The 25920-nt window shown below is 72.3% G+C and carries 21 protein-coding genes; 12 read left to right on the top strand and 9 right to left on the bottom strand.

Translation table 11 applies throughout. The features are described from left to right. The first annotated feature begins 249 nt into the window (after positions 1-249). Together ACIQIB_RS15875 and glgB are read left to right on the top strand one after the other, a co-directional pair. The gene (locus tag ACIQIB_RS15875) at positions 250-1740 is read left to right on the top strand and encodes a maltokinase N-terminal cap-like domain-containing protein (RefSeq protein ID WP_363604868.1); all 1491 of its coding nucleotides are present in this window, start codon (positions 250-252) and stop codon (positions 1738-1740) included. Positions 1741-1852: 112 nt separating this feature from the next. Continuing rightward, the gene (gene glgB, locus ACIQIB_RS15870; protein ID WP_400758415.1) at positions 1853-4318 is read left to right on the top strand and encodes a 1,4-alpha-glucan branching enzyme; all 2466 of its coding nucleotides are present in this window, start codon (positions 1853-1855) and stop codon (positions 4316-4318) included. Between the two features lie 76 nt (positions 4319-4394). Here the strand turns inward: glgB and ACIQIB_RS15865 are convergent, their stop codons facing one another. Further along, on the bottom strand, positions 4395-4532 hold the full coding sequence (locus tag ACIQIB_RS15865) for a hypothetical protein (RefSeq protein ID WP_400654662.1): 138 nt from the start codon (positions 4530-4532) through the stop codon (positions 4395-4397). Between the two features lie 127 nt (positions 4533-4659). On the opposite strand from ACIQIB_RS15865, the gene pta reads away from it, so the two are divergent. The 3 genes from pta (at position 4660) to pyk (ending at position 9531) form a co-directional block, all read left to right on the top strand. Further along, complete coding sequence (gene pta / locus ACIQIB_RS15860; protein ID WP_400758413.1) at positions 4660-6798, top strand: phosphate acetyltransferase; 2139 nt, start codon at positions 4660-4662, stop codon at positions 6796-6798. Further along, positions 6795-8009 carry an acetate kinase gene (locus ACIQIB_RS15855; protein WP_363604862.1) on the top strand — a complete coding sequence of 405 codons (1215 nt, stop codon included), beginning with the start codon at positions 6795-6797 and terminating at the stop codon, positions 8007-8009. Before pta ends, ACIQIB_RS15855 begins: the two co-directional genes overlap by 4 nt. Positions 8010-8103: 94 nt before the next feature. Continuing rightward, positions 8104-9531, top strand: a complete 1428-nt coding sequence (pyk, locus tag ACIQIB_RS15850; RefSeq protein ID WP_363604861.1) for a pyruvate kinase — start codon at positions 8104-8106, stop codon at positions 9529-9531. 67 nt (positions 9532-9598) lie between these two features. Here the strand turns inward: pyk and ACIQIB_RS15845 are convergent, their stop codons facing one another. The 4 genes from ACIQIB_RS15845 to ACIQIB_RS15830 form a co-directional block, all read right to left on the bottom strand. Then, positions 9599-10921 carry a hypothetical protein gene (locus ACIQIB_RS15845; protein WP_400758411.1) on the bottom strand — a complete coding sequence of 441 codons (1323 nt, stop codon included), beginning with the start codon at positions 10919-10921 and terminating at the stop codon, positions 9599-9601. Then, positions 10918-11517: a DUF6114 domain-containing protein gene (locus tag ACIQIB_RS15840; protein ID WP_400758409.1), complete on the bottom strand. Its 600-nt coding sequence runs from the start codon at positions 11515-11517 to the stop codon at positions 10918-10920. Before ACIQIB_RS15840 ends, ACIQIB_RS15845 begins: the two co-directional genes overlap by 4 nt. Before the next feature lie 152 nt (positions 11518-11669). Next, positions 11670-12335, bottom strand: a complete 666-nt coding sequence (locus ACIQIB_RS15835; protein ID WP_363604858.1) for a DUF6230 family protein — start codon at positions 12333-12335, stop codon at positions 11670-11672. Between the two features lie 712 nt (positions 12336-13047). Beyond that, complete coding sequence (locus ACIQIB_RS15830) at positions 13048-14046, bottom strand: tetratricopeptide repeat protein (protein ID WP_363604857.1); 999 nt, start codon at positions 14044-14046, stop codon at positions 13048-13050. A 512-nt stretch (positions 14047-14558) separates the two neighbouring features. Here ACIQIB_RS15830 and ACIQIB_RS15825 point away from each other — a divergent pair. Next, positions 14559-15125 carry a TetR/AcrR family transcriptional regulator gene (locus ACIQIB_RS15825; protein WP_400654779.1) on the top strand — a complete coding sequence of 189 codons (567 nt, stop codon included), beginning with the start codon at positions 14559-14561 and terminating at the stop codon, positions 15123-15125. Between the two features lie 54 nt (positions 15126-15179). Here the strand turns inward: ACIQIB_RS15825 and ACIQIB_RS15820 are convergent, their stop codons facing one another. From ACIQIB_RS15820 to ACIQIB_RS15810, 3 genes are all read right to left on the bottom strand, one after another. Then, positions 15180-16865 carry a methylmalonyl-CoA mutase gene (locus tag ACIQIB_RS15820; protein WP_400654651.1) on the bottom strand — a complete coding sequence of 562 codons (1686 nt, stop codon included), beginning with the start codon at positions 16863-16865 and terminating at the stop codon, positions 15180-15182. Between the two features lie 191 nt (positions 16866-17056). Beyond that, a complete protein-coding gene (locus ACIQIB_RS15815; protein WP_363604855.1) occupies positions 17057-17395 on the bottom strand; it encodes a DUF3817 domain-containing protein in 339 nt (112 codons plus the stop codon). A 119-nt stretch (positions 17396-17514) separates the two neighbouring features. Then, complete coding sequence (locus ACIQIB_RS15810) at positions 17515-18042, bottom strand: MarR family transcriptional regulator (protein ID WP_363604854.1); 528 nt, start codon at positions 18040-18042, stop codon at positions 17515-17517. Between the two features lie 490 nt (positions 18043-18532). Here ACIQIB_RS15810 and ACIQIB_RS15805 point away from each other — a divergent pair, with 490 nt between their 5' ends. Together ACIQIB_RS15805 and ACIQIB_RS15800 are read left to right on the top strand one after the other, a co-directional pair. Then, positions 18533-20173, top strand: a complete 1641-nt coding sequence (locus tag ACIQIB_RS15805; protein ID WP_400758407.1) for a M4 family metallopeptidase — start codon at positions 18533-18535, stop codon at positions 20171-20173. Between the two features lie 434 nt (positions 20174-20607). Continuing rightward, positions 20608-22221 (top strand): M4 family metallopeptidase, encoded by a 1614-nt coding sequence (locus ACIQIB_RS15800; RefSeq protein ID WP_400654646.1) that lies wholly within the window; start codon positions 20608-20610, stop codon positions 22219-22221. Between the two features lie 121 nt (positions 22222-22342). Here ACIQIB_RS15800 and ACIQIB_RS15795 read toward each other — a convergent pair whose 3' ends face one another. Beyond that, complete coding sequence (locus ACIQIB_RS15795; RefSeq protein ID WP_400758405.1) at positions 22343-22675, bottom strand: DUF3817 domain-containing protein; 333 nt, start codon at positions 22673-22675, stop codon at positions 22343-22345. Between the two features lie 295 nt (positions 22676-22970). On the opposite strand from ACIQIB_RS15795, the gene ACIQIB_RS15790 reads away from it, so the two are divergent. From ACIQIB_RS15790 to ACIQIB_RS15775, 4 genes are all read left to right on the top strand, one after another. Then, positions 22971-23609, top strand: a complete 639-nt coding sequence (locus ACIQIB_RS15790; RefSeq protein ID WP_363604848.1) for an AIM24 family protein — start codon at positions 22971-22973, stop codon at positions 23607-23609. Beyond that, positions 23609-24259: an AIM24 family protein gene (locus ACIQIB_RS15785; protein ID WP_363604847.1), complete on the top strand. Its 651-nt coding sequence runs from the start codon at positions 23609-23611 to the stop codon at positions 24257-24259. The genes ACIQIB_RS15790 and ACIQIB_RS15785 overlap by 1 nt, the downstream gene beginning before the upstream one ends. A 260-nt stretch (positions 24260-24519) precedes the next feature. Beyond that, positions 24520-25317, top strand: a complete 798-nt coding sequence (locus tag ACIQIB_RS15780) for an AIM24 family protein (RefSeq protein WP_400758485.1) — start codon at positions 24520-24522, stop codon at positions 25315-25317. Positions 25318-25356: 39 nt separating this feature from the next. Further along, the gene (locus ACIQIB_RS15775) at positions 25357-25872 is read left to right on the top strand and encodes a MarR family transcriptional regulator (protein WP_363604845.1); all 516 of its coding nucleotides are present in this window, start codon (positions 25357-25359) and stop codon (positions 25870-25872) included. The last annotated feature ends 48 nt before the right edge of the window (positions 25873-25920 follow it).

Raw genomic sequence — 25920 nt, 5'->3', positions numbered from 1 at the left:
CTGCACCCCCTCAGCACATTCCGCACCACCGACCGCACCAAACCTCCCGGGGGCGCGGGAGTTTGACCCCGCGCCCCCGGAGGTCTTCGGACCACCGCGTACGGAGAACAGCCCAACGGCCACCCACACGAAGGCGTGACACCTGAGCCCCGCTCGCGTGCCGTCGCCGCCGCGCCGCCGAATTCCGGAAGACTGACGGACCCGGCCAGACCCGTCGGGCAGTCCGCCCGCTTCCGGGGAAAGGGAGTCATGTCCGAAACCTCCCGTTCTCAAGCCCACGTTCACCGCGACACCCCCGCCGGTTCCGCCGCGCCGGTGGGCGCGCGCGGCACCGGGGCCCGGAGAACCGCCCTGGGGGTCAGCGAACTCGTCCAGGCAGCCCTGCCGCTGATCGCCGAATGGCTCCCGACCCAGCGCTGGTACGCCGGCAAGGGCCGGCCCATCACCGGCCTCACCCCGGCGGTCGGCACCCCGCTCCAGGTCGGCGACCCCGCCCTGCTGCACCTGCTGCTGCGGGTCGAGCACGCCACCACCGCCGGCGCGCCCCACGGGGACATCTACCAACTGCTGCTCGGCATCCGCTCGGAAGGCCCCTCGGACATCGAACCGACCGCCGTACTCGGCCGCCTCAGCCAGGGCCCGTACGACGGCGCGACGCTCTACGACGCCGTGCACGACCCCGAGCTGACCGGGCGGCTGCTGGAGCATCTCGCCACCGGCGACCGGTTCGGCTCCCTCTCGTTCCGCCGCACCCCGGGCTCCGGACTGCCCGCCAACCTCCCCGGCCGCGCCTCCACCGCCGAGCAGTCCAACAGCTCGGTCATCTACGGCACCTCCTACATCCTCAAGCTGTTCCGCCGGATCCACCCCGGCACCAACCCCGACCTGGAGCTCTCGCTCGCGCTCTCCCGGGCCGGCTCCACCCGCATCCCCCGGGTCGCCGCCTGGTTCGAGAGCCGGCTGGAACGCGCCGAACCCGCCACCCTCGGACTGCTCCAGCGCTATCTGCCGGAGGCCGAGGACGGCTGGGAGCTGGCGCTGGACCAGGTCGGCCGGCTCAAGGGCGACCGCTCCCCCGGCAACTTCGCGATCGAGGCGCACCGGCTCGGCCGGGCCACCGCCGAGGTGCACCGGGTGCTGGCCCGCTCGATGCCGGTCGCCCGGCTGGACCGCGCCCAGACCCGGCAGCTGGCCACCGCGATGGCCGACCGGCTGGACAGCGCGGTCGCCGCCGTCCCCGGCCTGCTGCGCTACCGGGCCGCCCTGCGCACCGCCTTCCAGCAGCTCGCCGACGCCCACCCGGACGGCCTGCCGGTCCAGCGCATCCACGGCGACCTGCACCTCGGCCAGGCCATGCGCACCCCGCACGGCTGGGTGCTGCTGGACTTCGAGGGCGAGCCGGCCAAGTCCGTCGCCGAGCGCCGCGAGCCGCAGACGGCGCTGCGCGACGTCGCCGCGATGCTGCGCTCCTTCGACTACGCCGCCGCCCACCTGCTGGCCGGCGGGCCGGCCGACCCGGAGCTGGCCCACCTCGCCGCCGCCTGGGCCCAGCGCAACCGCACCGCCTTCTGCGCCGGCTACACCGCCGGCGGCGGCACCGACCCGGCCGCCTCGCCGGAGCTGATGCGCGCCCTGGAGATCGACAAGGCGGTGTACGAGGTGGTCTACGAGGCCCGGCACCGGCCCGGCTGGCTGCCGATCCCGCTGGCCGCGATCAACCGCCTCGCGCTGACCGTCTGAGCACCCCCCGCTTCCGCGCCTTCCGTACCCACGCCTGCCCGCCCGCCCCGGAGAAAGCCCACCCCGCCGCCGACGATCCCGCGGCCATCCGATTCCGCAGGAGGACCCCGCCGTGACGCCGCTCGACCCGCCCGGCCGCACCACCCGCCCCGTGCCAGCCACCTTCCTGGCGGACGCGGACTCCCCCCAGCGCGAACCCGTGACGGCCCGGTCGGCCGAACCGCGGCCGTCGGCGACCGCCCGCACGCCGGCTGCCGACGCCGTGCCCACCAACGCTGCGCCCTCCTGTGCCGTGCGCTCCAACGCCGTACCCACCGGCGCCACGCCCTCCGGTGCCGCTCCCGTCGCCCCGGCCACCGCGACCGCCGCCGTGCCCACCGGCACCCTGCGGCTGCCCGAGGCACCGCTGCCACCGGCCGAGGTGGACCGGCTGCTCCGCGGCGAGCACCACGACCCGCACGCCCTGCTCGGCGCCCACCCTGTGCACGGCGGCACCGCCATCCGGGTCCTGCGCCCGTTCGCCGAGCGCGTGGTGGTGGAGACCGCCCACGGCCCCGCCGAGCTCACCCACCAGCAGAACGGGCTCTTCACCGGCCTGCTGGCCGGCACCGAACTGCCCGACTACCGGCTGCTGGTGACCTACCCCGGCGGTGAGCCGCTGGTCCAGCCCGACGGCTACCGCACCCCGCCCACCCTCGGCGAGCTGGACCTCCACCTCATCTCCGAGGGCCGGCACGAGCAGCTCTGGCAGGCCCTCGGCTCGCATGTGCGCACCGTCGACGGGGTGGACGGCACCGCGTTCGCGGTCTGGGCGCCGAACGCCGTCGGCGTCCGGCTGATCGGCGACTTCAACCACTGGGACGGCACCGGGCACCCGATGCGCTCGCTCGGCTCGTCCGGCATCTGGGAGCTGTTCGTGCCCGGCCTCGCCGAGGGCACCCAGTACAAGTACGAGATCCACACCCGGCAGGGCTGGGTGCTCGACAAGGCCGACCCGCTGGCCCGCGCCGCCCAGTGCCCGCCCGGCACCGCCTCCGTCGTCACCTCCTCCGCGTACCGCTGGCAGGACGGCGACTGGATGGCCCACCGGGCCCGCACCGCCCACCACCGGGCCCCGATGTCGGTGTACGAGCTGCACCTGCCGTCCTGGCGGCCCGACCTCACCGGCTACCGGGAGATCGCCGAGGAGCTCCCGGGCTACCTCAGGGACCTGGGCTTCACCCATGTGGAGCTGATGCCGGTGATGGAGCACCCCTTCGGCGGCTCCTGGGGCTACCAGGTCTCCGGCTACTACGCCCCCACCGCGCGGCTGGGCGGCCCGGACGACTTCCGGTACCTGGTCGACACCCTGCACCGGCACGGCATCGGGGTGATCGTCGACTGGGTGCCGGCGCACTTCCCCAAGGACGACTTCGCGCTCGCCCGCTTCGACGGCGAGCCGCTGTACGAACCGGCCGACCCGCAGCGCGCCGAGCACCCCGACTGGGGGACGCTGGAGTTCGACTACGGCCGCACCGAGGTCCGCAACTTCCTGGTCGCCAACGCGGTGTACTGGTGCGAGGAGTTCCATATCGACGGCCTGCGGGTGGACGCCGTCGCCTCGATGCTCTACCTCGACTACTCCCGCGAGGACGGCGGCTGGACCCCCAACCGGTTCGGCGGCCGGGAGAACCTGGACGCGGCCGCGTTCCTCCAGGAGATGAACGCCACCGTCTACCGGCGCTGCCCCGGCGTGGTCACCATCGCCGAGGAGTCGACCGCCTGGGACGGCGTCACCCGGCCCACCGACAACGGCGGCCTCGGCTTCGGGCTGAAGTGGAACATGGGCTGGATGCACGACTCGCTGGTCTACATGTCCAAGGAGCCGGTGCACCGCAAGTACCACCACAACGAGATCACCTTCTCGATGGTGTACGCCTACTCGGAGAACTACATCCTGCCGATCTCGCACGACGAGGTGGTGCACGGCAAGCAGGCGCTGATCTCCAAGATGCCCGGCGACTGGTGGCAGCAGCGCGCCAACCACCGCGCCTACCTGGGCTTCATGTGGGCCCACCCGGGCAAGCAACTCCTCTTCATGGGGCAGGAGTTCGCCCAGGGCGCGGAGTGGGACCACGAGCAGGGCCCGCAGTGGTGGGTGCTCGACGAGCAGTGGCCGGCGGCCGGCGACCACCGCGGCGTCCGGGACCTCGTCCGCGACCTCAACCGCACCTACCGCGCCAGCCCCGCGCTCTGGGAGCAGGACACCACCCCGGACGGCTTCCGCTGGCTCGACGGCGGCGCCGCCGAGGACAACCTGCTCTCCTTCGTCCGCTACGCCGCCGACGGCACCCCGCTGGTCGCCGTCTGCAACTTCTCCCCGGTCGTCCGGCACGGCCACCGGGTCGGCCTGCCCGCCCTGGCCGGCCGCGACCAGCTCTGGGAGGAGGTGCTGAACACCGACGCCGAGACCTACGGCGGCAGCGGCCTCGGCAACTCCCGCCCGGTGAAGGCCGAACCCACCCCCTGGAACGGCCAGCCCCGCAGCGCCGAACTCGTCCTCCCGCCCCTCGCCACCCTCTGGCTCCGCCCGGTCTGACCCGGCCCGCCGGCCGGTGCCGGACCGTTGCGTCCCGTACCGGCCGGCCCGGGCCCGCCCCGGGCGGGGCGTTCCGTCACACCGGAGCCGCCACCGGGAAGCCGAGATCGGCCGCGGCCCTGGCCGGCTCCTGGTCACAGGTGATGAACTCGGCGAGCTCCTCCCGGTGGACGGTGCCGGCGACGTGGCGCGGCGACGGGTCGCGGGACCACACGACAGCCCCGGAAGGGACCTCCGTCCCTTGCCTCCTTCGGCTTCACGCGCATGCGTACACCTGTCCTAAATGCGAAGGTATGGTCACTGGTGACGACGGCATGGGACGACGGGACGGAGACACCCACGTGGCGCGCAGCGTGTACGTGACCGGTATCGACCGGGGGGACGGCCGCCAGGCGGTCGAACTCGGGGTCATGGAACTGCTCACCCGCCAGGTGGACCGGGTCGGGGTGTTCCGGCCGCTCGTCCACGCGCCCGCCCCCGGCGAATCCGGCTCCGACCACGTCGTGGAGCTGCTGCGCACCCGCTACCGGCTCGACCTGCCCTCCGCCGAGCTGTACGGCCTCACCTACGAGGAGGCCGCCGCGTTCCAGGCCACCCACGGCCAGGACGAGCTGGTCTCCACCCTGGTCGACCGGTTCCGGGCGCTGGAACGGCACTGCCAGGCGGTGCTGGTGCTCGGCACCGACTTCGCCGACACCAACATCCCGGACGAGCTGGCCTTCAACGCCCGGCTCGCCAACGAGTTCGGCGCCGCCGTCCTCCCGGTGGTCGGCGGCCACGCCGAGGACGCCGAGGCCGTGATCGCCGAGGTCCGCAACGCCCACCGCGCGTACACCGACCTCGGCTGCGCGACCCTGGCGATGATCGCCAACCGGGTCGCCCCCGGCGCCAAGCAGCGGATCCAGCGCACGCTCACCGAGAAGCTGCCGATCCCCGCCTACGTCATCCCTGAGGAGCCGGCGCTGGCCGCGCCGACCGTCGCCCAGCTGATCGAGGCCACCGGCGCCGACGTCCTGACCGGCGACGCGGCCGGCCTGGCCCGGGACGTCCGCGGGTTCGTCTTCGGCGGCGCCATGCTGCCGACCTTCCTGGACGCACTGACCGAGGGCGCCCTGGTGGTCACCCCCGGGGACCGCGCCGACCTGCTGATCGGCTCGCTGGCCGCACACGCCGCCGGTGCCCCGCCGATCGCCGGCGTCATGCTGACGCTCGGCCAGCACCCCGGCCCGAACGTCATGGCACTGGCCGCCCGGCTCGCCCCCGGCACCCCGGTCGCGGTCGTCCCCGAGGGCAGCTGGATCACCGCCGCCGCCCTCACCCACCTGGAGGGCAAGCTCTCCGCGGCCAGCCCGCGAAAGGCCGAGATCGCCCTCGGCCTCTTCGAACTGCACGTGGACACCGCCGAGTTGACCAACCGGATCGAGGTCGGCCGGTCCGAGCGGGTCACCCCGATGATGTTCGAGCACGAGCTGCTGGAGCGCGCCCGGTCCGCCCGCCGGCACGTGGTGCTGCCCGAGGGCACCGAGGAGCGGGTGCTGCGCGCGGCCGAGATCCTGCTCCGCCGCAACATCTGCGACCTCACCCTGCTCGGCGAGACCGACGCCGTCCGCCGCAAGGCCGCGAGCCTCGGCATCACCCTCCCGCAGCCGGGGGGAGACCCGGCCGCCGACCGCGTCCAGGTGCGGATCGTCGACCCGGCCACCAGCCCGCTGCGCCGGCAGTTCGCCGAGCTGTACGCCAGGCTGCGCGCCCACAAGGGGATGACCGTCGAGCTGGCGCTGGACGTCGTCACGGACGTGAGCTACTTCGGCACCCTGATGGTCCAGGAGGGCATCGCCGACGGCATGGTCTCCGGCGCGGTGCACTCCACCGCCGCCACCATCCGGCCCGCCTTCGAGGTGATCAAGACCTCGCCGGGCGCCGCGATCGTCTCCTCGGTCTTCTTCATGTGCCTGGCCGACAAGGTGCTGGTCTACGGCGACTGCGCGGTCAACCCCGACCCGGACGCCCAGCAGCTGGCCGACATCGCCATCCAGTCCGCCGCCACCGCCGCCCAGTTCGGCGTCGAGCCGCGGGTCGCGATGCTCTCCTACTCCACCGGCACCTCCGGCTCGGGCGCCGACGTGGACAAGGTCCGCAAGGCCACCGAACTGGTCCGCGAGCTGCGCCCGGACATCCTGGTCGAGGGCCCGATCCAGTACGACGCGGCGGTGGACGCCCATGTCGCGGCCACCAAGCTGCCGGGCTCCTCGGTGGCCGGCCGGGCCACCGTGCTGATCTTCCCGGACCTCAACACCGGCAACAACACCTACAAGGCGGTCCAGCGCTCGGCCGGCGCGGTGGCGGTCGGCCCCGTCCTCCAGGGGCTGCGCAAGCCCGTCAACGACCTCTCGCGCGGCGCCCTGATCCAGGACATCGTCAATACGGTCGCGATCACCGCGATCCAGGCACAGGGCCGCACCGAAGGAGCCCAGGCATGAGTGGCGGCACCCGTGTCCTCGTCCTGAACGCCGGCTCCTCGTCGGTGAAGTACCAGCTGATCGACATGCTCGACGGCGCCCGGCTGGCCTCCGGACTGGTCGAGCGGATCGGCGAGGCGAACGGCCGGCTGGTGCACACCCCGCGCTCCGGCCAGCGGCGGGAGACCCTCCAGGTCTTCCCCGACCACGACGCCGGGCTGAAGGCCGTCGCCGAGGAGCTCGCCGCCGACGGCCTCGGACTGGACTCCCCCCAGCTGGCCGCGATCGGCCACCGGGTGGTGCACGGCGGACTGCGGTTCACCGAGCCGACGGTGATCACCGACGACGTGCTCAAGGAGATCCGCCGGCTGATCCCGGTGGCGCCGCTGCACAACCCGGCGAACATCACCGGCATCGAGGTGGCCCGTGCCCTGCGCCCGGACCTGCCCCAGGTCGCCGTCTTCGACACCGCCTTCCACGCCTCGATGCCGGAGTACGCGGCCCGGTACGCGGTGGACAAGGCGGTCGCGGACGAGCACCGGGTGCGCCGCTACGGCTTCCACGGCACCTCCCACCAGTACGTCTCGCGGGCCACCGCCCGGCTGCTCGGCAAGGACCCGGCCGAGGTGAACGTGATCGTGCTGCACCTGGGCAACGGCGCCTCCGCCTCGGCGGTCGGCGGCGGGCGCTGCCTGGACACCTCGATGGGCCTGACCCCGCTGGAGGGCCTGGTGATGGGCACCCGCTCGGGCGACATCGACGCGGGCGTGGTGTTCCACCTGCACCGGGTCGGCGGGCTCTCCATCGACGAGATCGACGACCTGCTCAACCGCCGCAGCGGCCTGCTCGGCCTGTGCGGCGACAACGACATGCGCGAGATCATGCGCCGGGCGGAGGAGGGCGACGCGGACGCCGGGCTCGCCTTCGACGCCTACATCCACCGGCTGCGCAAGTACATCGGCGGCTACTACGCGGTGCTCGGCCGGGTGGACGCGATCGCCTTCACGGCGGGCGTCGGCGAGAACGCGGCGCCGGTGCGCGCGGCGGCCACGGCCGGACTGGACGAACTGGGCATCGCGGTGGACCCCGAGCTCAACTCGGTGCGCTCCGGTGAGGCCCGGATCATCTCGCCCCCGTACGCGCGGGTGGCGGTCGCGGTGGTGCCCACCGACGAGGAGCTGGAGATCGCCCGACAGGCGTTCGCCCTGGTACACCGGCAGTCCGGGGAATGACACGCCGTCGTCTCGGCTCCCGGAATCCTTCGTCGGCGATTCCTCACGATTCGTGCCGAATGCACCTATAACACGAACGGATAGACTGATCCATATGCGCCGAGCGAAAATTGTCTGCACCCTGGGTCCGGCGACGGACTCCTACGAACAGCTGAAGGCCATCGTCGAGGCGGGCATGAACGTCGCCCGACTGAACATGAGCCACGGCACCCACGCGGACCACGAGGAGCGGTACCACAAGGTCCGCCAGGTCTCGGAGGACACCGGCAAGGCCATCGGCGTCCTTGCCGACCTCCAGGGTCCCAAGATCCGTCTGGCGACCTTCGCCAACGGTCCGGTGACCGTCGACAACGGCGACGAGTTCACCATCACCACCGAGGACGTCCCCGGTGACCAGCACATCTGCGGTACCACCTACAAGGGCCTGCCGGGCGACGTCAAGGCCGGCGACCCGATCCTGATCAACGACGGCGTCATCGCCCTGGAGGTCGTCAGCGTCGACGGCCCGCGGGTGAAGACCGTGGTCGTCGAGGGCGGCGTGCTCTCGAACAACAAGGGCATCAACCTCCCCGGCGCGGCCGTGAACGTGCCGGCCCTGTCCGAGAAGGACAAGGACGACCTGCGCTTCGCGCTGCGGCTGGGCGTCGACATGGTCGCGCTCTCCTTCGTCCGCAACGCGGACGACATCAAGGACGTCCACGAGGTCATGGACGAGGTCGGCATCCGCGTGCCGGTCATCGCCAAGATCGAGAAGCCGCAGGCCGTCGAGGCCATGGAGGAGATCGTCCTCGCCTTCGACGCCATCATGGTGGCCCGTGGCGACCTGGCCGTCGAGTACCCGCTGGAGCGGGTGCCGCTGGTCCAGAAGCAGCTGATCACCCTGGCCCGCCGGAACGCCAAGCCGGTCATCGTCGCCACCCAGATGATGGAGTCGATGATCCACGCCTCGCGCCCGACCCGCGCCGAGGTCTCCGACGTCGCCAACGCCATCCTGGACGGCACCGACGCGGTCATGCTGTCCGCCGAGTCGAGCGTCGGCAAGTACCCGGTCGAGACCGTCCGCACCATGAGCCGGATCGCCGAGAAGGCCGAGGAGGAGCTGCTCTCGCACGGCCTCCAGCCGCTGAACCCGGGCCGCAAGCCGCGCACCCAGGGCGGCTCGATCGCCCGCGCCGCGTGCGAGCTGGGCGACTTCCTCAACGGCAAGGCGCTGATCGCGTTCACCAAGTCCGGTGACACCGCGCGCCGGCTCTCCCGGTACCGCTCGCCGATCCCGGTGATCGCGTTCACCCCGGACAACGCCACCCGCAACCAGCTCTCGCTGAGCTGGGGCGTCGAGGCGCACGTCACCGAGCAGGTCGAGACCACCGACGAGATGGTCGCGCAGGTCGACCGCGAGCTGCTGAGCATGGGCCAGCTGGGCGAGGGCGACACCGTCATCGTCACCGCCGGCTCGCCGCCCGGCATCCCCGGCAACACCAACATGGTCCAGGTGCACCACCTGGGCACCCGGAGCGAGTGACACCCGGTCCGCAGAACGCCCCGTGGGGCGGCTCCTCCACTGTGGAGGGGCCGCCCCACGGGCGTTGTCAGGTGTTGCTGTAGGGCTCGTCGTCGTTGTACAGCCGCATGCCCGGGATCCGGAGCGTGCCGCCGAACTGGCCGGCCTGCTTGGCGGTGACGCCGGTCAGCTCCAGGTCCAGCGGGACCGGGACGGATCCGATCAGGTCGTAGAGCCAGCGCGGCAGGGTGTCCGGGGTGAGGGTGAGCTCGCCCAGGTCGATCGGCAGCGGGAGGCCGAGCACCTTCGAGAGGTGGCCGGAGAGCCGCTCCACGTACATGGTGACCGCGCCCTTGCGCATGGTCGAGGTCGAACCGTCGGCGCTCTTGACGTGGAAGGTCTTGCCGTTGCCCTCCAGCGTCGACATGTCGAGGTTCTCGATGTCCACGGTGTCGACCACGAACTTCAGCACCCGCTTGGTGCCGGTGGGCGTCTTCACGTCGTAGACGCCGTGGAAGACCGCGCCGTGCAGGCCCAGCCGGCTGGACCGCAGGGTCCAGTTCTGCTCCGGGACGACGTGCCCGGGCGCGGCCGCGCCGGCCGTCAGACCGCGGGCGTCCACCGCGCAGTTGGGGTTGGCGCTCGGCGAGCCGGAGGCGGCGGACGGGGCGGCGGACGGCGCCGTCCTGGGGCTCGCCTTGCCGCCGCCGGGCGCCTTCGGGCCGGACGAGGCCTGCGGCGAAGTCGTGGACGACGGCGTGGACGACGGCGCGGCGGTCGGGCCGCCGTCGGCGGTGGGCGTGGACGAGGCCGGCGGCTGCGGGGGCTGGACCGGGTCCGCCGCGCGGGCGGCGGCGGTCGGGGCGGTCGTGGCGCTCGGGCCGGAGGCCGGTGGCGTGGCGGTGGCACCCGCCGTCGGACCGGGCGAACCGCCCGGGTCGGCCAGGTGGGTGACTCCGCCGAGGAGGTCGTCGACGAGCCCGGCCGGGGCGGCGGTACCGGCGCCGCCGGCGGCGGTCGGGGTGTCGGTCGGGGTGTCGGTCGGGGCCGGCGCCGTGGGAGCGGTCGAGGGAGCGGTCGTCGGCACCTGCGTCGGCACGGTCGTCGGAGCCGTCGTCGGCGCTCCGGTGGGCGTCGCGGACGGGCCCGGCGGCTCGGGCAGCTCGCTCTTGGGGACGGGCGTCTCCTCCACCGGCGCGACGTCCGGGACGCTCTCCGGCGCGGTGGCGCACGGCTTGCCGCCCGAGGGCTCGGCGACGGCCGGGCTCGGCGTGTAGGCGGCGGCCATCAGCAACGCGGTCGGCACCGCGGCCATCGCCAGCGCACGGCCTCTCAGCCGGACCCGGGCGGGCGTCCGGGGCGCCGCGTGCCGTGCCGAGCGCTGTTCCGGCTGCTCCTGCGGCTCGGTCACCGCCCCTCCTCGGCGTCACCGGTCCGCGACGGGACGGTGCCCTCGACGGACTGGGCCGGGGCCGCGTCCGGGGCCGGCGGCGCGGCCTGCGCGGGGACGGCCGGGAGCGGCGCGGTGGCACTCTCGGCGGCGGTGCTCTGCGCCATGGCGGTCTCGGCGACGGCCGCCTCGGCCTCCGGCTCCGGCAGCGGCAGCGGCGCCCAGGCCAACATCAGCCCGCCGCCGATCAGGCCCGGAAGCAGCGCCGTACCGAAGCCGGACAGGTTGGAGACCGGGATCGAGACCAGCACGAGCAGGGTGGTGGCGACCCCCGCGAAGACCCGGATGGCCGGCTGGAACCAGGCGGTCAGCCCGAGCACGATCAGCAGGACCCCGATGATCAGGGACCCGGCTCCCGCCGTGGTCGCCATGGTCATCGTCATCCCGCTCAACGACAGCTTGGCGTACGGGAAGTACATGATCGGCACGCCGGCGATCATGGCCAGCAGGCCGCCGTAGAACGGGCGGGACCGGCGGAAGTTGCGGAACACCCGGCGCAGCCACTGGGCGGGGTGCTCGTGCTCGGCGGGCCGCAGCTCGGCAAGGGCGCTGGACACGGTGCAGCTCCTCGATGGTGTGAACGAGGGAGGGAACGGGACGGGGAGGACCGGGGGCGGCGCGCGCACCATCCCCGGTCCCCCGATGCCGCCGACCGGCGCCGGGCACAGCGCCCGCCACCGGTCGGCGGCCAGGGCGTGTCAGACACGCCTCAGTAGCACTCGTGCCCGCCGTCGGTGTGCAGCGCGAGCTTCAGGCCCTGGAGCTTGAAGGTGCCGGCCGAGGTGGCCCAGGCGGTCTGCTGCACGTTGGTCAGGTCGGCCTTCTCGGCGGCCTGGGCGAAGCCGACCCCGCCGGAGGGCTTGCCGGTGCCGAGCGCCGACTTCCAGCCCGCGGTCGCCTGGCCCTTCAGGGTGGAGGCGTCCTGACCGATGTTGATGTTGGTGAACTCGGCGTCGGCGTTGAGTGAGTCCAGGTCGATCAGCAGGTTCTTCGCGGAAACCTGCCGCGCCGGGTCGTCGCTCTGGCCGGCCTCAAGACGCAAGGTGATCTTCGGCAGCTTCCACGGCAGGCCCGGGATGATGTTCGGGTCGGTCACCACCGACTGGCAGAGGCCCTTGATCGTGGCCGAGTCGAAGGCCGACACCGCGATCGGGTGCGGGGTGCCGTTGACCTCGGCGTCGATCGAACCGAACTGCGCGAAGTTCTGGCCGTGCAGCTCCTCCGCGGTGACCTTGAACTGCTGGCCGGAGACGCTGAACGAAGCGGCGAGCGCGTTGTTCGCCAGGCTGACGCCGACCGCGGCGGTGGCCGCGAGACTGGGCACCATCACCAGGGCGAAGCGCTTCCAACGGGTCTTGCCGTAGGTCTGGGACATGCGAGTCCTCCTTCTAGGACGTACATCTCCGGCTCACCGGCGGTGCGTCCCGCACCGCGGGGGGCCTGGGATGGGAGAGAGCTACGTCCTCGGTAGCGAAGAGCGCCGCAGGCGTCGTCGGACCCGGGAGCGGCCGGCACACGGCGGCACTCCCGTCCCTTCGCCGGCCGCCCTTGCGAGGCGGCGGGCAGGGCCGACGACATCGGCGATCACCCCCGAGCGACAACCAGCGACCGCGCGGGCCGCGCGGCCGGACGAAGGACAGGAACCGCCGTGGGACCGCGGATACCCCCCTGCCCTCCCTGCCGTCGGCCATGGCCGACGGCTCACCCGGTGGGGATCCCGCGCTCCGCCCGCCGACCGGCTGTCGGAGGGGGTGGAGTCTGGGACCGGGCGTCGCCGATCGTGCTGGAATCCCGGGCGAAGCACAAGGGGTTCATTACTGACGGGTAATCCAACATCGGGCGGTAATGATCATGACATTGGCCACCTGAACACTCTGCGTGACCTCTTGAAGAATTCGTAACGGCCAAATCCCCCGGAAACGCCAGCGAAACACCCGTGGACGGTCACCTGAAGTGACCGTCCACGGGTGTTGTCAAGATTTGGTAAACCTCTGACGCGATGACCGGATTGTCGCCAAATCGCCAGCGACACCGCAGGTCATTCGGCGTGCCGGCGAGGGCGCGTCAGAGCGGGGTCGGAAGGGCCGTCAGAACAGGACGCGGGCCAGCGCGGTACGCGCCGCCGTCACCCGTGGGTCCGTCGTGCCGATCACCTCGAACAGCTCCAGCAGCCGCACCCGGGCGGTGTCCCGGTCGTCGCCGAAGGTCCGGCCGACGGTGTCCACCAGGCGCCCGAAGGCGTCCTCGACGTGTCCGCCCACCAGGTCCAGGTCGGCCGCGTCCAGCTGCGCCGCGACGTTCTTCGGGTCGGCCGCGGCCGCCGCGCGGACGTCCTGCGGGTTGAGCCGCTCCACCCGGCGCAGCAGTTCCGCCTGGGCCAGCCCGAGCTTGGCCTCGGTGTTGCCCGGCTGGTCGACCAGGACGTTCCGGTAGGCCTGGACGGCACCGCCGAGGTCACCCCGGTCCAGCGCCTCGTGGGCGGCGGCCAGCGCCGGGTCCTCCGGCAGGTACGGGGCGGCGGCCTCGCCGGGGACCGCGCCGGGCACCGCCGCGCCGCCGGCCACGCCGAAGCGCTGCTCGGCGACCAGGATCAGCTGGTCCAGCACCTTGCGGACGTTGGCCTCGCTCTCGGCCCCCTGGAACAGCGGCACCAACTGCCCGGCCACGACGGCCATCACGGCCGGAATGCCCTGGATGCCGAACTGCTGGGAGAGCTGCGGGCTGGCCTCCACGTCGATCTTGGCGAGCACGATCCGGCCGGCGTACTCCTCGGCCAGGCGCTCCAGGATCGGGCTGAGCTGCTTGCAGGGCCCGCACCACTCGGCCCAGAAGTCGATGACGACCGGAACCTCGGTGGAGCGCTGGACGACCTCGGCCTCGAAGGTGTCCTCGGTGACATCGATGACGAGCTCGTAGGCAAGCGGGGCCGGGGCGACTCCGGCCGCTTCGGCGGCGGCCGCCTGACGGGCCCGCTCGGCCCTGGCCTGCTCGGCCTTCTGGGCAGCCTCGCCGGCTGCCTTCACTGCGGCGAGGTCGACCGCACCGCGCAGGGCGGAGCTGTTGGGACGCGAATTCCGTGGCTGCATGGCACCATCCTCCCCCGTCCGCACCGCCGACGGGCACCAACCGCCGGGAAATCCCTCCGCGCGGGCTGCGCGGCTTCCGTTCCCTGACGGGCGGCCCCGTACCAGGTAGCCTGAACCGTTCGGCGCGGATCCCCACCCGCACCCGCGCCGCTCCCGTCCCACGGGTCGCGGCGCCTGGTTGTCACTGCTTTCGCTACGAGCCGTAGCGTAACTGGATCGAGGGCCCCCGCCGCAAGCCCCGTCGGCCATCCCGGGACGTGAGCTGCCCCACTTTCCCCGGCACCCCGGCTGCCCCGGACGGCGAACAGTCGCTACCGTTACCAGCCCCACCCAAGTTACTTACCAGTAGATCGCAAGGAGGCCCGGTGTCGGCCGCCCAGCCCCCCTTGACCCCGGAGCACCCGGCAGTCCGGGAGCACCCCCCAGCAGCCGCGGCGGCCCGGGAGGCCCCGGGGAGCCCCGACGGCGCCGCGACCAGAGCCAAGGGGCGCCCGCGCAGCGCCGCCGCCGATCTGGCGATCCTGGACGCCACCCGCGAGACCCTGGCCGAACTCGGCTGGGGCGGACTGACCATGGGCCACGTCGCCACCCGCGCCAAGGTCGCCAAGACCACCCTGTACCGGCGCTGGCCGTCCAAGAACGAGCTGGTGGTGGACGCCGTGGCCAGCCTCTTCGACGAGCTGGTCATGCCCGACCTGGGCAGCCTGCGGGCCGACATCGAGGCCGTGGTGGTCCAGTTCGCGGACCTGCTGGCCCGCCCCGAGACCCAGGCGGCGCTGCTCGCGCTGTTCGCCGAGGGCACCCGCGACCCGCAGCTGCGCCGGCGGATCCGGGAGGCGATCGTCGACCCGCAGAAGCACCTGGTCCGGCAGGGCCGGGCGGCCGCCCAGGCGCGCGGCGAACTCGCCCCGGACGGCGATCCGACGGCGGCCTGCGAGGAGATCGACATCATCTTCGACACCATCGCGGGGACGGTCGAGCACCGCGTCCTGGTCAGCGGCGAGCCGATCACCGCCGACTGGACCCGCCGCTTCACCAGCCTGCTGCTCGGCCCCTTCCCCAGCCTGCCGGCCGCGTGAACGCGCGGAGCCGCCCCGCACGCCCGTGCGGGACGGCTCCGGACGCCGACGGGGTCAGAAGGAGGCGGACTCCCGGTAGGTGCCCCACTCCTCGCGCAGCGCGTTGCAGATCTCGCCCAGGGTGGCCTCGGCCCGCACCGCGTCCAGCATCGGCGGGATCATCGACGCGCCCGAGCGCGCCGCCGCCAGCATCGCGTCCAGCCCGGCCCGTACCGCCGCGTCGTCCCGGCCCGCCTTGCGCTCGGCCAGCACCCGCACCTGCTCGCGCTCCACCTCGTGGCTGACCCGCAGGATCTCCAGCTCGGGGGTGACGCTGCGCGGATGGCAGTTGACACCGACCACCCGCTTCTCGCCCTTCTCCACCCCCTGCTGGTACTGGAAGGCCGCCTCGGCGATCTCCCCGGTGAACCAGCCCTCCTCGATCCCGCGCAGGATGCCGGAGGTGATCGGCCCGATCCCGTGGTCCTCGCGGCCCTTGTCGAGGATCCGCTGGAAGATCGCCTCGGCCTGCTCCTCGATCCGGTCGGTGAGCGCCTCGACGTACCAGGAACCGCCCAGCGGGTCGGCCACGTTGGCGACGCCGGTCTCCTCCATCAGCACCTGCTGGGTGCGCAGGGCGATCTCGGCGGCCTGCTCGGAGGGCAGCGCCAGGGTCTCGTCCAGGGCGTTGGTGTGCAGCGAGTTGGTGCCGCCGAGCACGGCCGACAGCGCCTCCACGGCGGTGCGGACCACGTTGTTGTACGGCTGCTGCGCGGTGAGCGAGACGCCGGCGGTCTGGGTGTGGAAGCGCAGCCACTGCGCCTTGTCCGTCTTCGCGCCGAAGCGGTCGCGCATCCAGCGGGCCCAGATCCGGCGAGCCGCGCGGAACTTGGCGATCTCCTCGAAGAAGTCCAGGTGCGCGTCGAAGAAGAAGGAGAGGCCGGGGGCGAAGACGTCGACGTCCAGGCCGCGGGAGAGGCCCAGCTCGACGTAGGCGAAGCCGTCCGCCAGGGTGTACGCCAGCTCCTGCGCGGCCGTGGCCCCGGCCTCGCGGATGTGGTAGCCGGAGACGGAGAGCGGCTTGTACGCCGGGATGCCCCGGGCGCAGTACGCCATCAGGTCGCCGATCAGGCGCAGGTGCGGCTCGGGGGCGAAGAGCCACTCCTTCTGGGCGATGTACTCCTTGAAGATGTCGGTCTGCAGGGTGCCGTTGAGCACCGCCGGGTCGACCCCCTGGCGCTCGGCGGCGACCAGGTACATGCAGAAGATCGGCACGGCCGGGCCGCTGATCGTCATCGAGGTGGTGACCTCGCCCAGCGGGATGCCCTGGAACAGCACCTCCATGTCGGCGGCCGAGTCGATGGCCACGCCGCAGTGGCCGACCTCGCCGAGCGACTTGGCGTCGTCCGAGTCGTAGCCCATCAGGGTGGGCATGTCGAAGGCGACCGAGAGGCCACCGCCGCCCGCCTCCAGGATCATCCGGTAGCGCTCGTTGGTCTGCCGGGCGTTGCCGAAGCCGGCGAACTGGCGGATCGTCCACGTCCGCCCGCGGTAGCCGGTGGGGTGCAGGCCCCGGGTGTACGGGTACTCACCCGGCCAGCCGATCCGCTCGAAGCCCTCGTAGGCCTGCCCGGCGGGCGGGCCGTAGACCGGCTCGACCTCGTCACCGGAGAGGGTGGTGAAGTCCGCGTCCCGCTTGCGGGCACTGTCGTACCGCTGCTGCCAGCGCTGCCGGCCGCGCTCGATCTCCTCGGCGTCCATGGACCCGAACTCCGCTCCGTACGGCCGCCACGGTACCGGGGCGGCACAACTATGAGGACGTCCTACCAATTTACTCGGACGTCCTAGTACTTGTCGATGGCGACGGGTCGGAGGATGCCCACGCCACGCCCCGGACATGCGCGAGGGCGCCTCCCCATGATCGGGAGAGGCGCCCTCGGGAACGCGTACGGTCAGACGCCGGCCGGCTGGCGGGCCTCACCGGCGGGCAGCCGCTCGACGGCGTCGCGCACCACACGGCGCTCGGCGACGAAGGAGGCGAACGGAATGCAGCCGGCCGCCAGGGTGAAGATCATCCGACCCAGCGGCCACTTGAGCTTCTGGCCGAGCAGGAAGGTGACCACGAAGTACCCGATGTAGAGGTAGCCGTGCAGCATCGCCACATAGGTGGTGACGGACTCGGCCGTGTCGAAGCCGTACTTCGCGACCATGAAGCCGCAGAACACCAGCAGCGCAACACCGGTCGCAATGGCCAGGGCCCGGTACCAGCCCAGCAGGGGGGTCGCCTTCATACTTCTCATCGCCTCACTCGGCAGGATCGGCCGGTACGCCCCGATCCGCGCACCGCTCCAACGAGGGTAGCCGCCCTCACGGGTACCGCCGCGCAGCCCCCGGGCGCCTTCCACCGCTCCTACCGCGCCGCCTCCGCGTCCGGCCCGGTGAAGTCGCCCGCGGCCACCCGCAGCGGGCGGAGCAGTTCGAACACCTGGCGGCACTGGTCGGCGCCGTACTCCTCCAGGCCGAACTCCATCGCCATCAGCTCCCGGGTGGCCTCCTCGACCACCTCACGGCCGCGGTCGGTGATGGCGGCGAGCACGCCGCGACCGTCCAGCGGGTTGGGCCGGCGGGCGACCAGGCCGGCCCGCTCCAGCCGGTCGACGGTGTTGGTGACGCTGGTCGGGTGGACCATCAGCCGCTCGCCGATCTTGGAGAGCGAGAGCTCGCCGGTCCGGCTGAAGGTGAGCAGCACCAGCGCCTCGTAGCGGGCGAAGGTCAGCCCGTACGGCTTGAGCACCGCGTCCACCCGGGAGAGCAGGATCTGGTGCGCCCGCATGATCGAGGTGATCGCCGCCATCGAGGGGACTCCGCCCCAGCGGCGGGTCCACAGCTCGTCGGCGCGGGCGATCGGGTCGAAGTCGAGTGCGAGGGGCTTGGCCACGTCCTTACCGTACCGGCGGGCGGGACGGGTGGTACCAGGCGTCCTGATGGTGGACAAGTGTGACGCGTGGCGGGATCACGCCAGCCGGGGCCACAGGTACATACCAGGACATTGCGGGAGCGTGAACCCCCGCCAATCCGCCCGCACCGGCCGTCGGCCGGCCGCCGATCGGGCGCGCGGCCCGGTATCAGGCCTCGGTTCGGGCGGTAACCCACCGAACGGCCGGGTGTTTTGACCGTTTCGCCCCGCTGTTGGCGATCCGCCGGACTGGCGAGACCTGGCCAATCGATGATCGAGACCTGTCATTTCACTTGTTGGATTGTCATGCTTTCGCCCAGCCCCGTCCGGCGGGCACCGCCCCACTCACCGGTGCCCGCCGCTCGACCGCACGGAGCAGCACGTCAGCGCCCGTTCCGCCCCTCAGGTGCCAACCCCGGCACCCCGGGACGAGGCGCGCCCGCACCCGCGGTATCTCCGGAAGGACCTGTACGTGAAGCGAAAGCTCGCAGTCGGCGCCGTACTCTCCGCCGCCGCCCTCCTCACCGGTGTCATCCAGGTCGGCACCGGCATCGCCCAGGCCAGTCCGACGCCCACCGCGCAGGCCCGGGCCGCGCAGCAGCACGCCGCCGCGATCGCGCTGGCCGGCGGCCAGGCCGGACCGCTGGCGAAGGCGCTCGCCCTGGGCGGCCAGGAGCAACTGGTCGCCAAGGACGCGGTGGTGGACCCGGACGGCACCCGGCACCTCCGCTTCGAGCGCACCTTCGCCGGCCTGCCCGTCCTCGGCGGCGACCTGGTGGTGCACCAGGGCACCGACGGCGCGCTGAAGTCGGTGGACAAGGCCGTCACCGCGCGGATCAGCGTGCCCAGCCTCACCCCGAAGCTCTCCGCCGACAAGGCCGCCGCCCAGGCCGCCGGCGCGGTGCAGGCCACCGTCGGCATCGCCGCCGACAAGGACGACTCGCCGCTCACGGAGGTGCACCGGACCGGCGCCGCCAGGCTGGTCGTCTGGGCCGCCGACGGCAACCCGCGACTGGCCTACCAGACCGTGGTCGAGGGCCTGCACGCCGACGGCACCCCGAGCAGCCGGCAACTGGTCACCGACGCCGCCACCGGCGAGGTGCTCTCCACCCACGAGCAGGTGCAGACCGCCGGCGGCACCGGCACCGGCGTCTTCGTCGGCAACGTCCCGCTGACCACCACCCAGAGCGGCTCGGCGTACCAGCTGAAGGACGCCTCCCGCGGCGGCCAGTCCACCAGCGACCTCAAGGGCCGCACCTCCGGCTCCGGCACCCTGTACACCGACGCCGACAACGTCTGGGGCGACGGCACCGTCGCCAACGGCCAGTCGGCCGCGGTGGACGCCCAGTTCGGCGCGGCGGCCACCTGGGACTACTACAAGAACACCTTCGGCCGCAACGGCATCAAGAACAACGGCGTCGGCGCCACCAGCCGGGTCCACTACGGCAAGAACTACGTCAACGCGTTCTGGAGCGACAGCTGCTTCTGCATGACGTACGGGGACGGCGTGGGCAACACCCACCCGCTGACCGCGCTGGACGTGGCCGGCCACGAGATGACCCACGGCGTCACCTCGGCCACCGCGGGCCTCAACTACTCGGGCGAGTCCGGCGGCCTCAACGAGGCCACCTCGGACATCTTCGGCACCATGGTCGAGTGGTACGCCGACCTGCCCTCCGACAAGCCGGACTACCTGATCGGCGAGAAGATCGACCTCAACGACAACGGCACCCCGCTGCGCTACATGGACAAGCCCTCCAAGGACGGCGGCTCGGCCGACTCCTGGTCCTCCGGCGTGGGCAGCCTGGACGTCCACTACTCCTCGGGCGTGGCCAACCACTTCTTCTACCTGCTGGCCGAGGGCAGCGGCGCCAAGACCATCAACGGCGTCAGCTACAACAGCCCGACCTCCAACGGCTCGACCGTCACCGGCATCGGCCGGGACAAGGCCGCCGCGATCTGGTACCGCGCACTGACCGTCTACTTCACCTCCACCACCAACTACAAGGCCGCCCGCACCGGCACCCTGAGCGCGGCGGCGGACCTCTACGGCGCGGGCAGCGCCGAGTACAACGCGGTGGCGGCCGCGTGGAGCGGCGTCAACGTCAACTGACGCCCGGGCGAACGGCGCCCGGGGCCCACGAGGCCCCGGGCGTCTCGGCGCCGGCGCGGTGGCGGCGGCCCCCGAGGGGAACGGGCGCGCGGTAGCAGCGGGTGCCCGGACCGGCAAGGGTGGCCGCTGGCGGGATCCCGCCAGCCCGACGAACCGCCCGATAACGGGGCATTCACCCCTGCCGAACCATCCGCACCGCCCGCTGGCGAGACCTGGCCAATCGCCGGAGGCGCCCTGTCCTTTCACCCCCTGCATTGTCATGCTTCTGCCCAAGCCCCGTTGGGCGGCCGTCGCCCCCACCCATCCCATCGACCGGCCGTCAAGAACCGCACGGGAGCAGCACGTCAGCGCCCTACCGCCCCACGGCGCCAACCCCGGCGCCCCGGTATGCGGCGTGACCGCGCACACGCGGTTTCGTGGAAGGGACCCCGTACGTGAAGCGAAAGCTGACAGCCGGAGCCGTACTCTCCGCCACCGCCCTGCTGGCCGGCGCCATCCAGGTCGCCGCCGCTCCCGCCCAGGCCGCCACCCCCTCGGTGGCGCAGCAGCGCGACGCGCTGATCGCCCTGGCGGGCGGGCAGACCGGCCCGGTGGCCAAGGCGCTCGCGCTCGGCGGCCAGGAGCAACTGGTCGTCAAGGACGCCGTGGTGGACGCCAACGGCACCCGCCACCTGCGCTACGAGCGGACCCTGGGCGGCCTCCAGGTGATCGGCGGCGACCTGGTGGTGCACCAGCGGGCCAACGGCTCGATAGCCTCGGTGGACCGGGCGTTCGCCGGGCAGCTGTCGCTGCCGAGCCTGACCCCGAAGCTCTCCGCCGCCACGGCCGCCACCCAGGCGACCGGCGCGGTGCGGGCCACCGTCGGCATCGCGGCCGACAAGGAGGACGCGGCGATCAGCCGGGTCGACGGCGCCGGCGCGGCCACCCTGGTGGTCTGGGCCGCCGACGGCAGCCCGCGGCTCGCCTACCAGACCGTGGTCGAGGGCCTGCGGGCCGACGGCACGCCGAGCCGCCAGCGGCTGATCACCGACGCGGCCACCGGCGCGGTGCTCGCCGCGCACGAGGAGATCCAGACCGCGACCGGGACCGGCAAGGGCGTCAACGTCGGCTCCGTCACGCTGACCACCACCCAGAGCGGCTCGACGTACCAGCTGAAGGACGCCTCCCGCGGCAACCAGTGGACCGGCAACGCCGCCAACGGGAACGCGCTCTACACCAGCACCACCAACGCCTGGGGCAACGGCCTGCCCTCCAACACGCAGTCCGCCGCGGTGGACGCCCAGTTCGGCGCGGGTGCCACCTGGGACTACTACAAGAACACCTTCGGCCGCAACGGCATCAAGAACAACGGCGTCGGCGCGAGCAGCCGGGTGCACTACGGCAGCAACTACGTCAACGCCTTCTGGGACGACTCCTGCTTCTGCATGACGTACGGGGACGGCTCCGGCAACACCCACCCGCTGACCGCGATCGACGTGTCCGGCCACGAGATGACCCACGGCGTCACCTCGGCCACCGCCGGGCTGATCTACTCCGGCGAGTCCGGCGGCCTCAACGAGGCCACCTCGGACATCCTCGGCACCATGGTCGAGTGGTACGCCAACCTGCCGGTGGACGTGCCGGACTACCTGATCGGCGAGAAGCTCAACATCAACGGCAACGGCACCCCGCTGCGCTACATGGACAAGCCCTCCAAGGACGGCGCGTCCAAGGACTCCTGGTACTCCGGGGTCGGCAACGTGGACGTCCACTACTCCTCGGGCGTGGCCAACCACTTCTTCTACCTGCTGGCCGAGGGCAGCGGCGCCAAGACCATCAACGGCGTCAGCTACAACAGCCCGACCTCCAACGGCTCGACCGTCACCGGCATCGGCCGGGACAAGGCCGCCGCGATCTGGTACCGCGCGCTGACCGTCTACTTCACCTCCACCACCAACTACAAGGCCGCCCGCACCGGCACCCTGAGCGCGGCGGCGGACCTCTACGGCCTCGGCAGCCCCCAGTACAACGCGGTGGCCGCGGCCTGGAGCGCGGTGAACGTCAACTAGCACCTCACCAGCCACCTCCGGAAACGGCGACAGGCTGCCGCGGCCCACTGGGAGAGGGGGGCCTCGGCAGCCTGTCGGCCGTTACCGGTCCGCGCGCGGCGGGCGGCGGGCGGTCAGCGGGTCACGCGGCGGCGGGCTCGCGCTCGGCGGCGGCCGGGTGCTCGCCGCGCTCCTCCTTGGCGAGCATCCGCTCGGCGAAGAAGCCGCCGGTGGGCAGCACCGAGAGGACGAAGAGCAGGACACCGCGCTTGAGGTCCCACTTCTGCGCCTGCCAGGCCATGATCCAGAAGACCGCGTACAGGATGAACAGGGCCCCGTGGATCGAGCCCATCACCGGGACACCGTCGAAGCTGGTGGTGCGCTTGAGCACCGAGCAGACCAGCAGCAGGATGAAGGAGACCCCTTCGGGGCCGGAGACCAGGCGCAGTCGGTGGACGGCGGCGTTGCTCTTCACGTTCGGTTCCTCACCGGGGCGGGGGCGGCGGAGTGCGCGGTTCGGGAGCCGGGCATGCGCACAGTGCTTGTGAACGGGCTCACAAGCCGTCACCCATTATCACCGACCCACCCGCCTGGACGACCCCGGGGGCCGGACACGTGCCCGATGTCACAGGACCGTCCGGATCGCCGCCGGCCGGGACCGCGCGCGCGTCCGCCGCCCGCCCCGGCCTGAGCTGCGAATTTGTCCCAGGCCCGTACCAGAACCTCCCCGCCCCTCCCCCGAGGGCGCCCGGTCCCGCTAGATTGCGGCCGTGGCACAGTTTCGACTCCAGGGGTCCAAGGTGCTCGCCGTCGACATGACGGGCGACGCCGTGAAAGCCAGAAATGGCTCGATGGTCGCGTACAGCGGCCAGATGAACTTCAAAAAGCTCACCGGCGGCGGCGACGGCCTGCGCGGCATGGTGACCCGACGGCTGACCGGCGAGCAGATGACGGTCATGGAGGTGAAGGGGAAGGGCACCTGCTACTTCGCCGACAAGGCCACCGAGATCAACCTGGTCCGGCTGAACGGCGAGACGCTCTACGTCGAGTCGGACAACCTGCTCTGCACCGAGGCCACGCTGAAGACCGGCACCAGCTTCACCGGTCTCAACGGCATGTCCTCGGGCAACGGCCTGTTCACCACCAAGGTCGAGGGCCACGGCTGGGCCGCCGTCACCTCCAAGGGGCCGGCGGTCATCCTGCGGGTCTCCCAGGGCATGCCGCTGCGGGTGGACCCGGGGGCGTACGTGGCGCACACCGGCAGCCTGCACCGGAGCCTGAAGTCGGGCGCCGGCTGGAGCACCTTCATCGGCGAGGGCGGTGGCGAGGCCGTCCAGGTGGAGTTCACCGGCGAGGGCCTGGTGTACGTGCAGCCGTCGGAGAAGGCCACCATCGGGGGTGACGTCTGATGCCGTTCACGAAGGTCAACAACAAGATGGTCGAGGCCCGGGTCGTCCCCGGGCAGCGGCTGTTCAGCCAGCGCGGCGCGATGCTCGCGTACACCGGCGAGGTCCGCTTCACCCCGAACATCACCGGCGGGCAGGGCGGGGTGATGTCGATGATCGGCCGCCGGGTGGCCAACGAGGACACCCCGTTGATGACGGTCGAGGGCCAGGGCACCGTGATGTTCGGCCACGGCGGCCACCATGTGCACGTGATCGAGCTGGCCGGCGACACCCTCTTCGTGGAGGCGGACCGGCTGCTGGCCTTCGACGGCTCGCTGCAGCAGTCCACCATGTTCATGGGCTCGCAGGGCGGTGTGATGGGGATGGTCCGCGGCCAGGTCACCGGCCAGGGCCTGTTCACCACCAAGCTGGACGGCCACGGCTCGGTGGCGGTGATGGCCCACGGCGGTGTGTTCGAGCTGCCGATCACCCCGAACCAGCCGGTGCACGTCGACCCCCAGGCCTATGTCGCGCACCGCGGCCAGGTCCAGAACAAGCTGTCCACCGCGCTGGGTTGGCGCGACATGATCGGGCGCGGCTCCGGCGAGGCGTTCCAGCTGGAGCTGTCCGGGAACGGCACGGTGTTCGTGCAGGCGAGCGAGGAGAAGCTCTGATGTCCTACCCGCCGCCGCCCCCGTACGGCCAGCCGAACAGCCCGTACGGCCAGCAGCCGCCGTACGACCAGCCCACCCAGCCCGGCTATCCGGCGCCCCCGCCGCCCGGCTACGGCCCGCCGCCGGGGCCCGGGTACCCGCCCCCGCCGCCGCAGGGCCACCCGCAGCAGGGCGGCTACCCGCCGCCCCCGCCGCAGGGCTACCCCGCCCAGCCGCAGCAGCAGTACGCCCAGGAGCAGTTCGGCGGCGCCCAGGCCCCGCTGCCGACGGCGCAGAGCGGCTCCGGCCCGGTGGTGTACGACGCGCACAGCCTGCCGGTCAACGACAACGTCAACCCGTACGCCTTCTCGGTGGACCTGAACGGGGCGTACTTCCTCCAGAAGGGCAAGATGATCGCCTACTACGGCGACATCTCCTTCAAGGGCGTCGGCTCCGGCGTGCTCGACCGGATGATCGGCCAGCACTTCAACTCGCCGATGCACGCGGCGGACTGGGTGGTCGCCGAGGGCCGCGGCAGGCTGCTGCTGGCCGACCGCGCCTTCGACCTCAACTCCTACGACCTGGAGGACGGCAACCTGACCGTCCGCTCGGGCAACCTGCTGGCCTACGAGCCCACGCTGCGGCTCAAGCAGTCGATCATCCCGGGCTTTCTGACCCTGATCGGCACCGGCAAGTTCGTCGCGGCCTCCAACGGCCCGGTGCACTTCGTCGAACCGCCGATCCGGGTGGACCCGCAGGCGCTGGTCGGCTGGGCGGACTGCCCGGCGCCGTGCCACCACTACGACCACGACTACATGCACGGGGTGATCGGCGGGCTCCGCCGCCTCACCGGGCTGGGCGGAGCGTCCGGCGAGGAGCACCAGTTCGAGTTCATCGGCGCCGGCCAGGTGCTGCTGCAGTCCACCGAGATCCTGCTGGCCGAGCGCGCGGTGGGGGACGTGCACGTCGAGGCGGGCGTGCCGATGGGCGGGGTTCCGCCCCAGCCCGGACAGGGCCACGGCGGGGGCGTGCCCGGCCTCGGTAACCTGGGCGATCTCGGGCGACGTTTCGGCCTGTAAATTTGTACAAGATTTAACTAAATGGGGTATGCTGTCCCCATGGATGCGCACACGATCGACGCCGCGGACGTCTCCCCCTCGCCACCCGGGGAGGAGACGCCCTGGCTGACGGCCCGGGAGCAGCAACTCTGGCGCGCGCATCTGGAGGTCTCCAGACTGCTGGACTACCAGCTCGGCCGTGAACTCCAGCCGCACAACCTGGCGATCAACGACTACGAGATCCTGGTCGTGCTCTCCGAGGCACCGGAGCGCCGGATGCGGATGACCGACCTGGCGACCGCGACCCTCCAGTCCAAGAGCCGGCTCTCGCACCAGATCACCCGGATGGAGACGGCCGGCCTGGTACTCCGCCAGGAGTGCCCGGGCGACCGCCGCGGCCTCTACGCCCACCTCACCGAGCAGGGCTGGGAGACCATGCAGAAGGTCGCCCCGGACCACGTGCGCAGCGTCCGGGCGCACTTCATCGACCGCTTCACCCCGGAGCAGCTGGACGCGATGTACGAGGCGCTGGCACCCGTCGCCGAGCACCTGCGCGGGCTGCGCGGACGGGCCTGACCATCGGTGAGGGCCCGGCCTCCCCCCGTCGGGGAGGCCGGGCCCTTC

Source organism: Kitasatospora sp. NPDC092286 (assembly GCF_044755565.1).
Taxonomy (GTDB): Bacteria; Actinomycetota; Actinomycetes; order Streptomycetales; family Streptomycetaceae; genus Kitasatospora.
This window is presented reverse-complemented; position numbering and strand designations above follow the sequence as displayed.

Coding starts and splice junctions, on each gene's coding strand:
- ACIQIB_RS15875 (WP_363604868.1), top strand. CDS start 250: ATGTCCGAAACCTCCCGTTCTCAAGCCCACGTTCACCGCGACACCCCC.
- ACIQIB_RS15855 (WP_363604862.1), top strand. CDS start 6,795: ATGAGTGGCGGCACCCGTGTCCTCGTCCTGAACGCCGGCTCCTCGTCG.
- pyk (WP_363604861.1), top strand. CDS start 8,104: ATGCGCCGAGCGAAAATTGTCTGCACCCTGGGTCCGGCGACGGACTCC.
- ACIQIB_RS15835 (WP_363604858.1), bottom strand. CDS start 12,335: ATGTCCCAGACCTACGGCAAGACCCGTTGGAAGCGCTTCGCCCTGGTG.
- ACIQIB_RS15830 (WP_363604857.1), bottom strand. CDS start 14,046: ATGCAGCCACGGAATTCGCGTCCCAACAGCTCCGCCCTGCGCGGTGCG.
- ACIQIB_RS15820 (WP_400654651.1), bottom strand. CDS start 16,865: ATGGACGCCGAGGAGATCGAGCGCGGCCGGCAGCGCTGGCAGCAGCGG.
- ACIQIB_RS15815 (WP_363604855.1), bottom strand. CDS start 17,395: ATGAAGGCGACCCCCCTGCTGGGCTGGTACCGGGCCCTGGCCATTGCG.
- ACIQIB_RS15785 (WP_363604847.1), top strand. CDS start 23,609: ATGCCGTTCACGAAGGTCAACAACAAGATGGTCGAGGCCCGGGTCGTC.
- ACIQIB_RS15775 (WP_363604845.1), top strand. CDS start 25,357: ATGGATGCGCACACGATCGACGCCGCGGACGTCTCCCCCTCGCCACCC.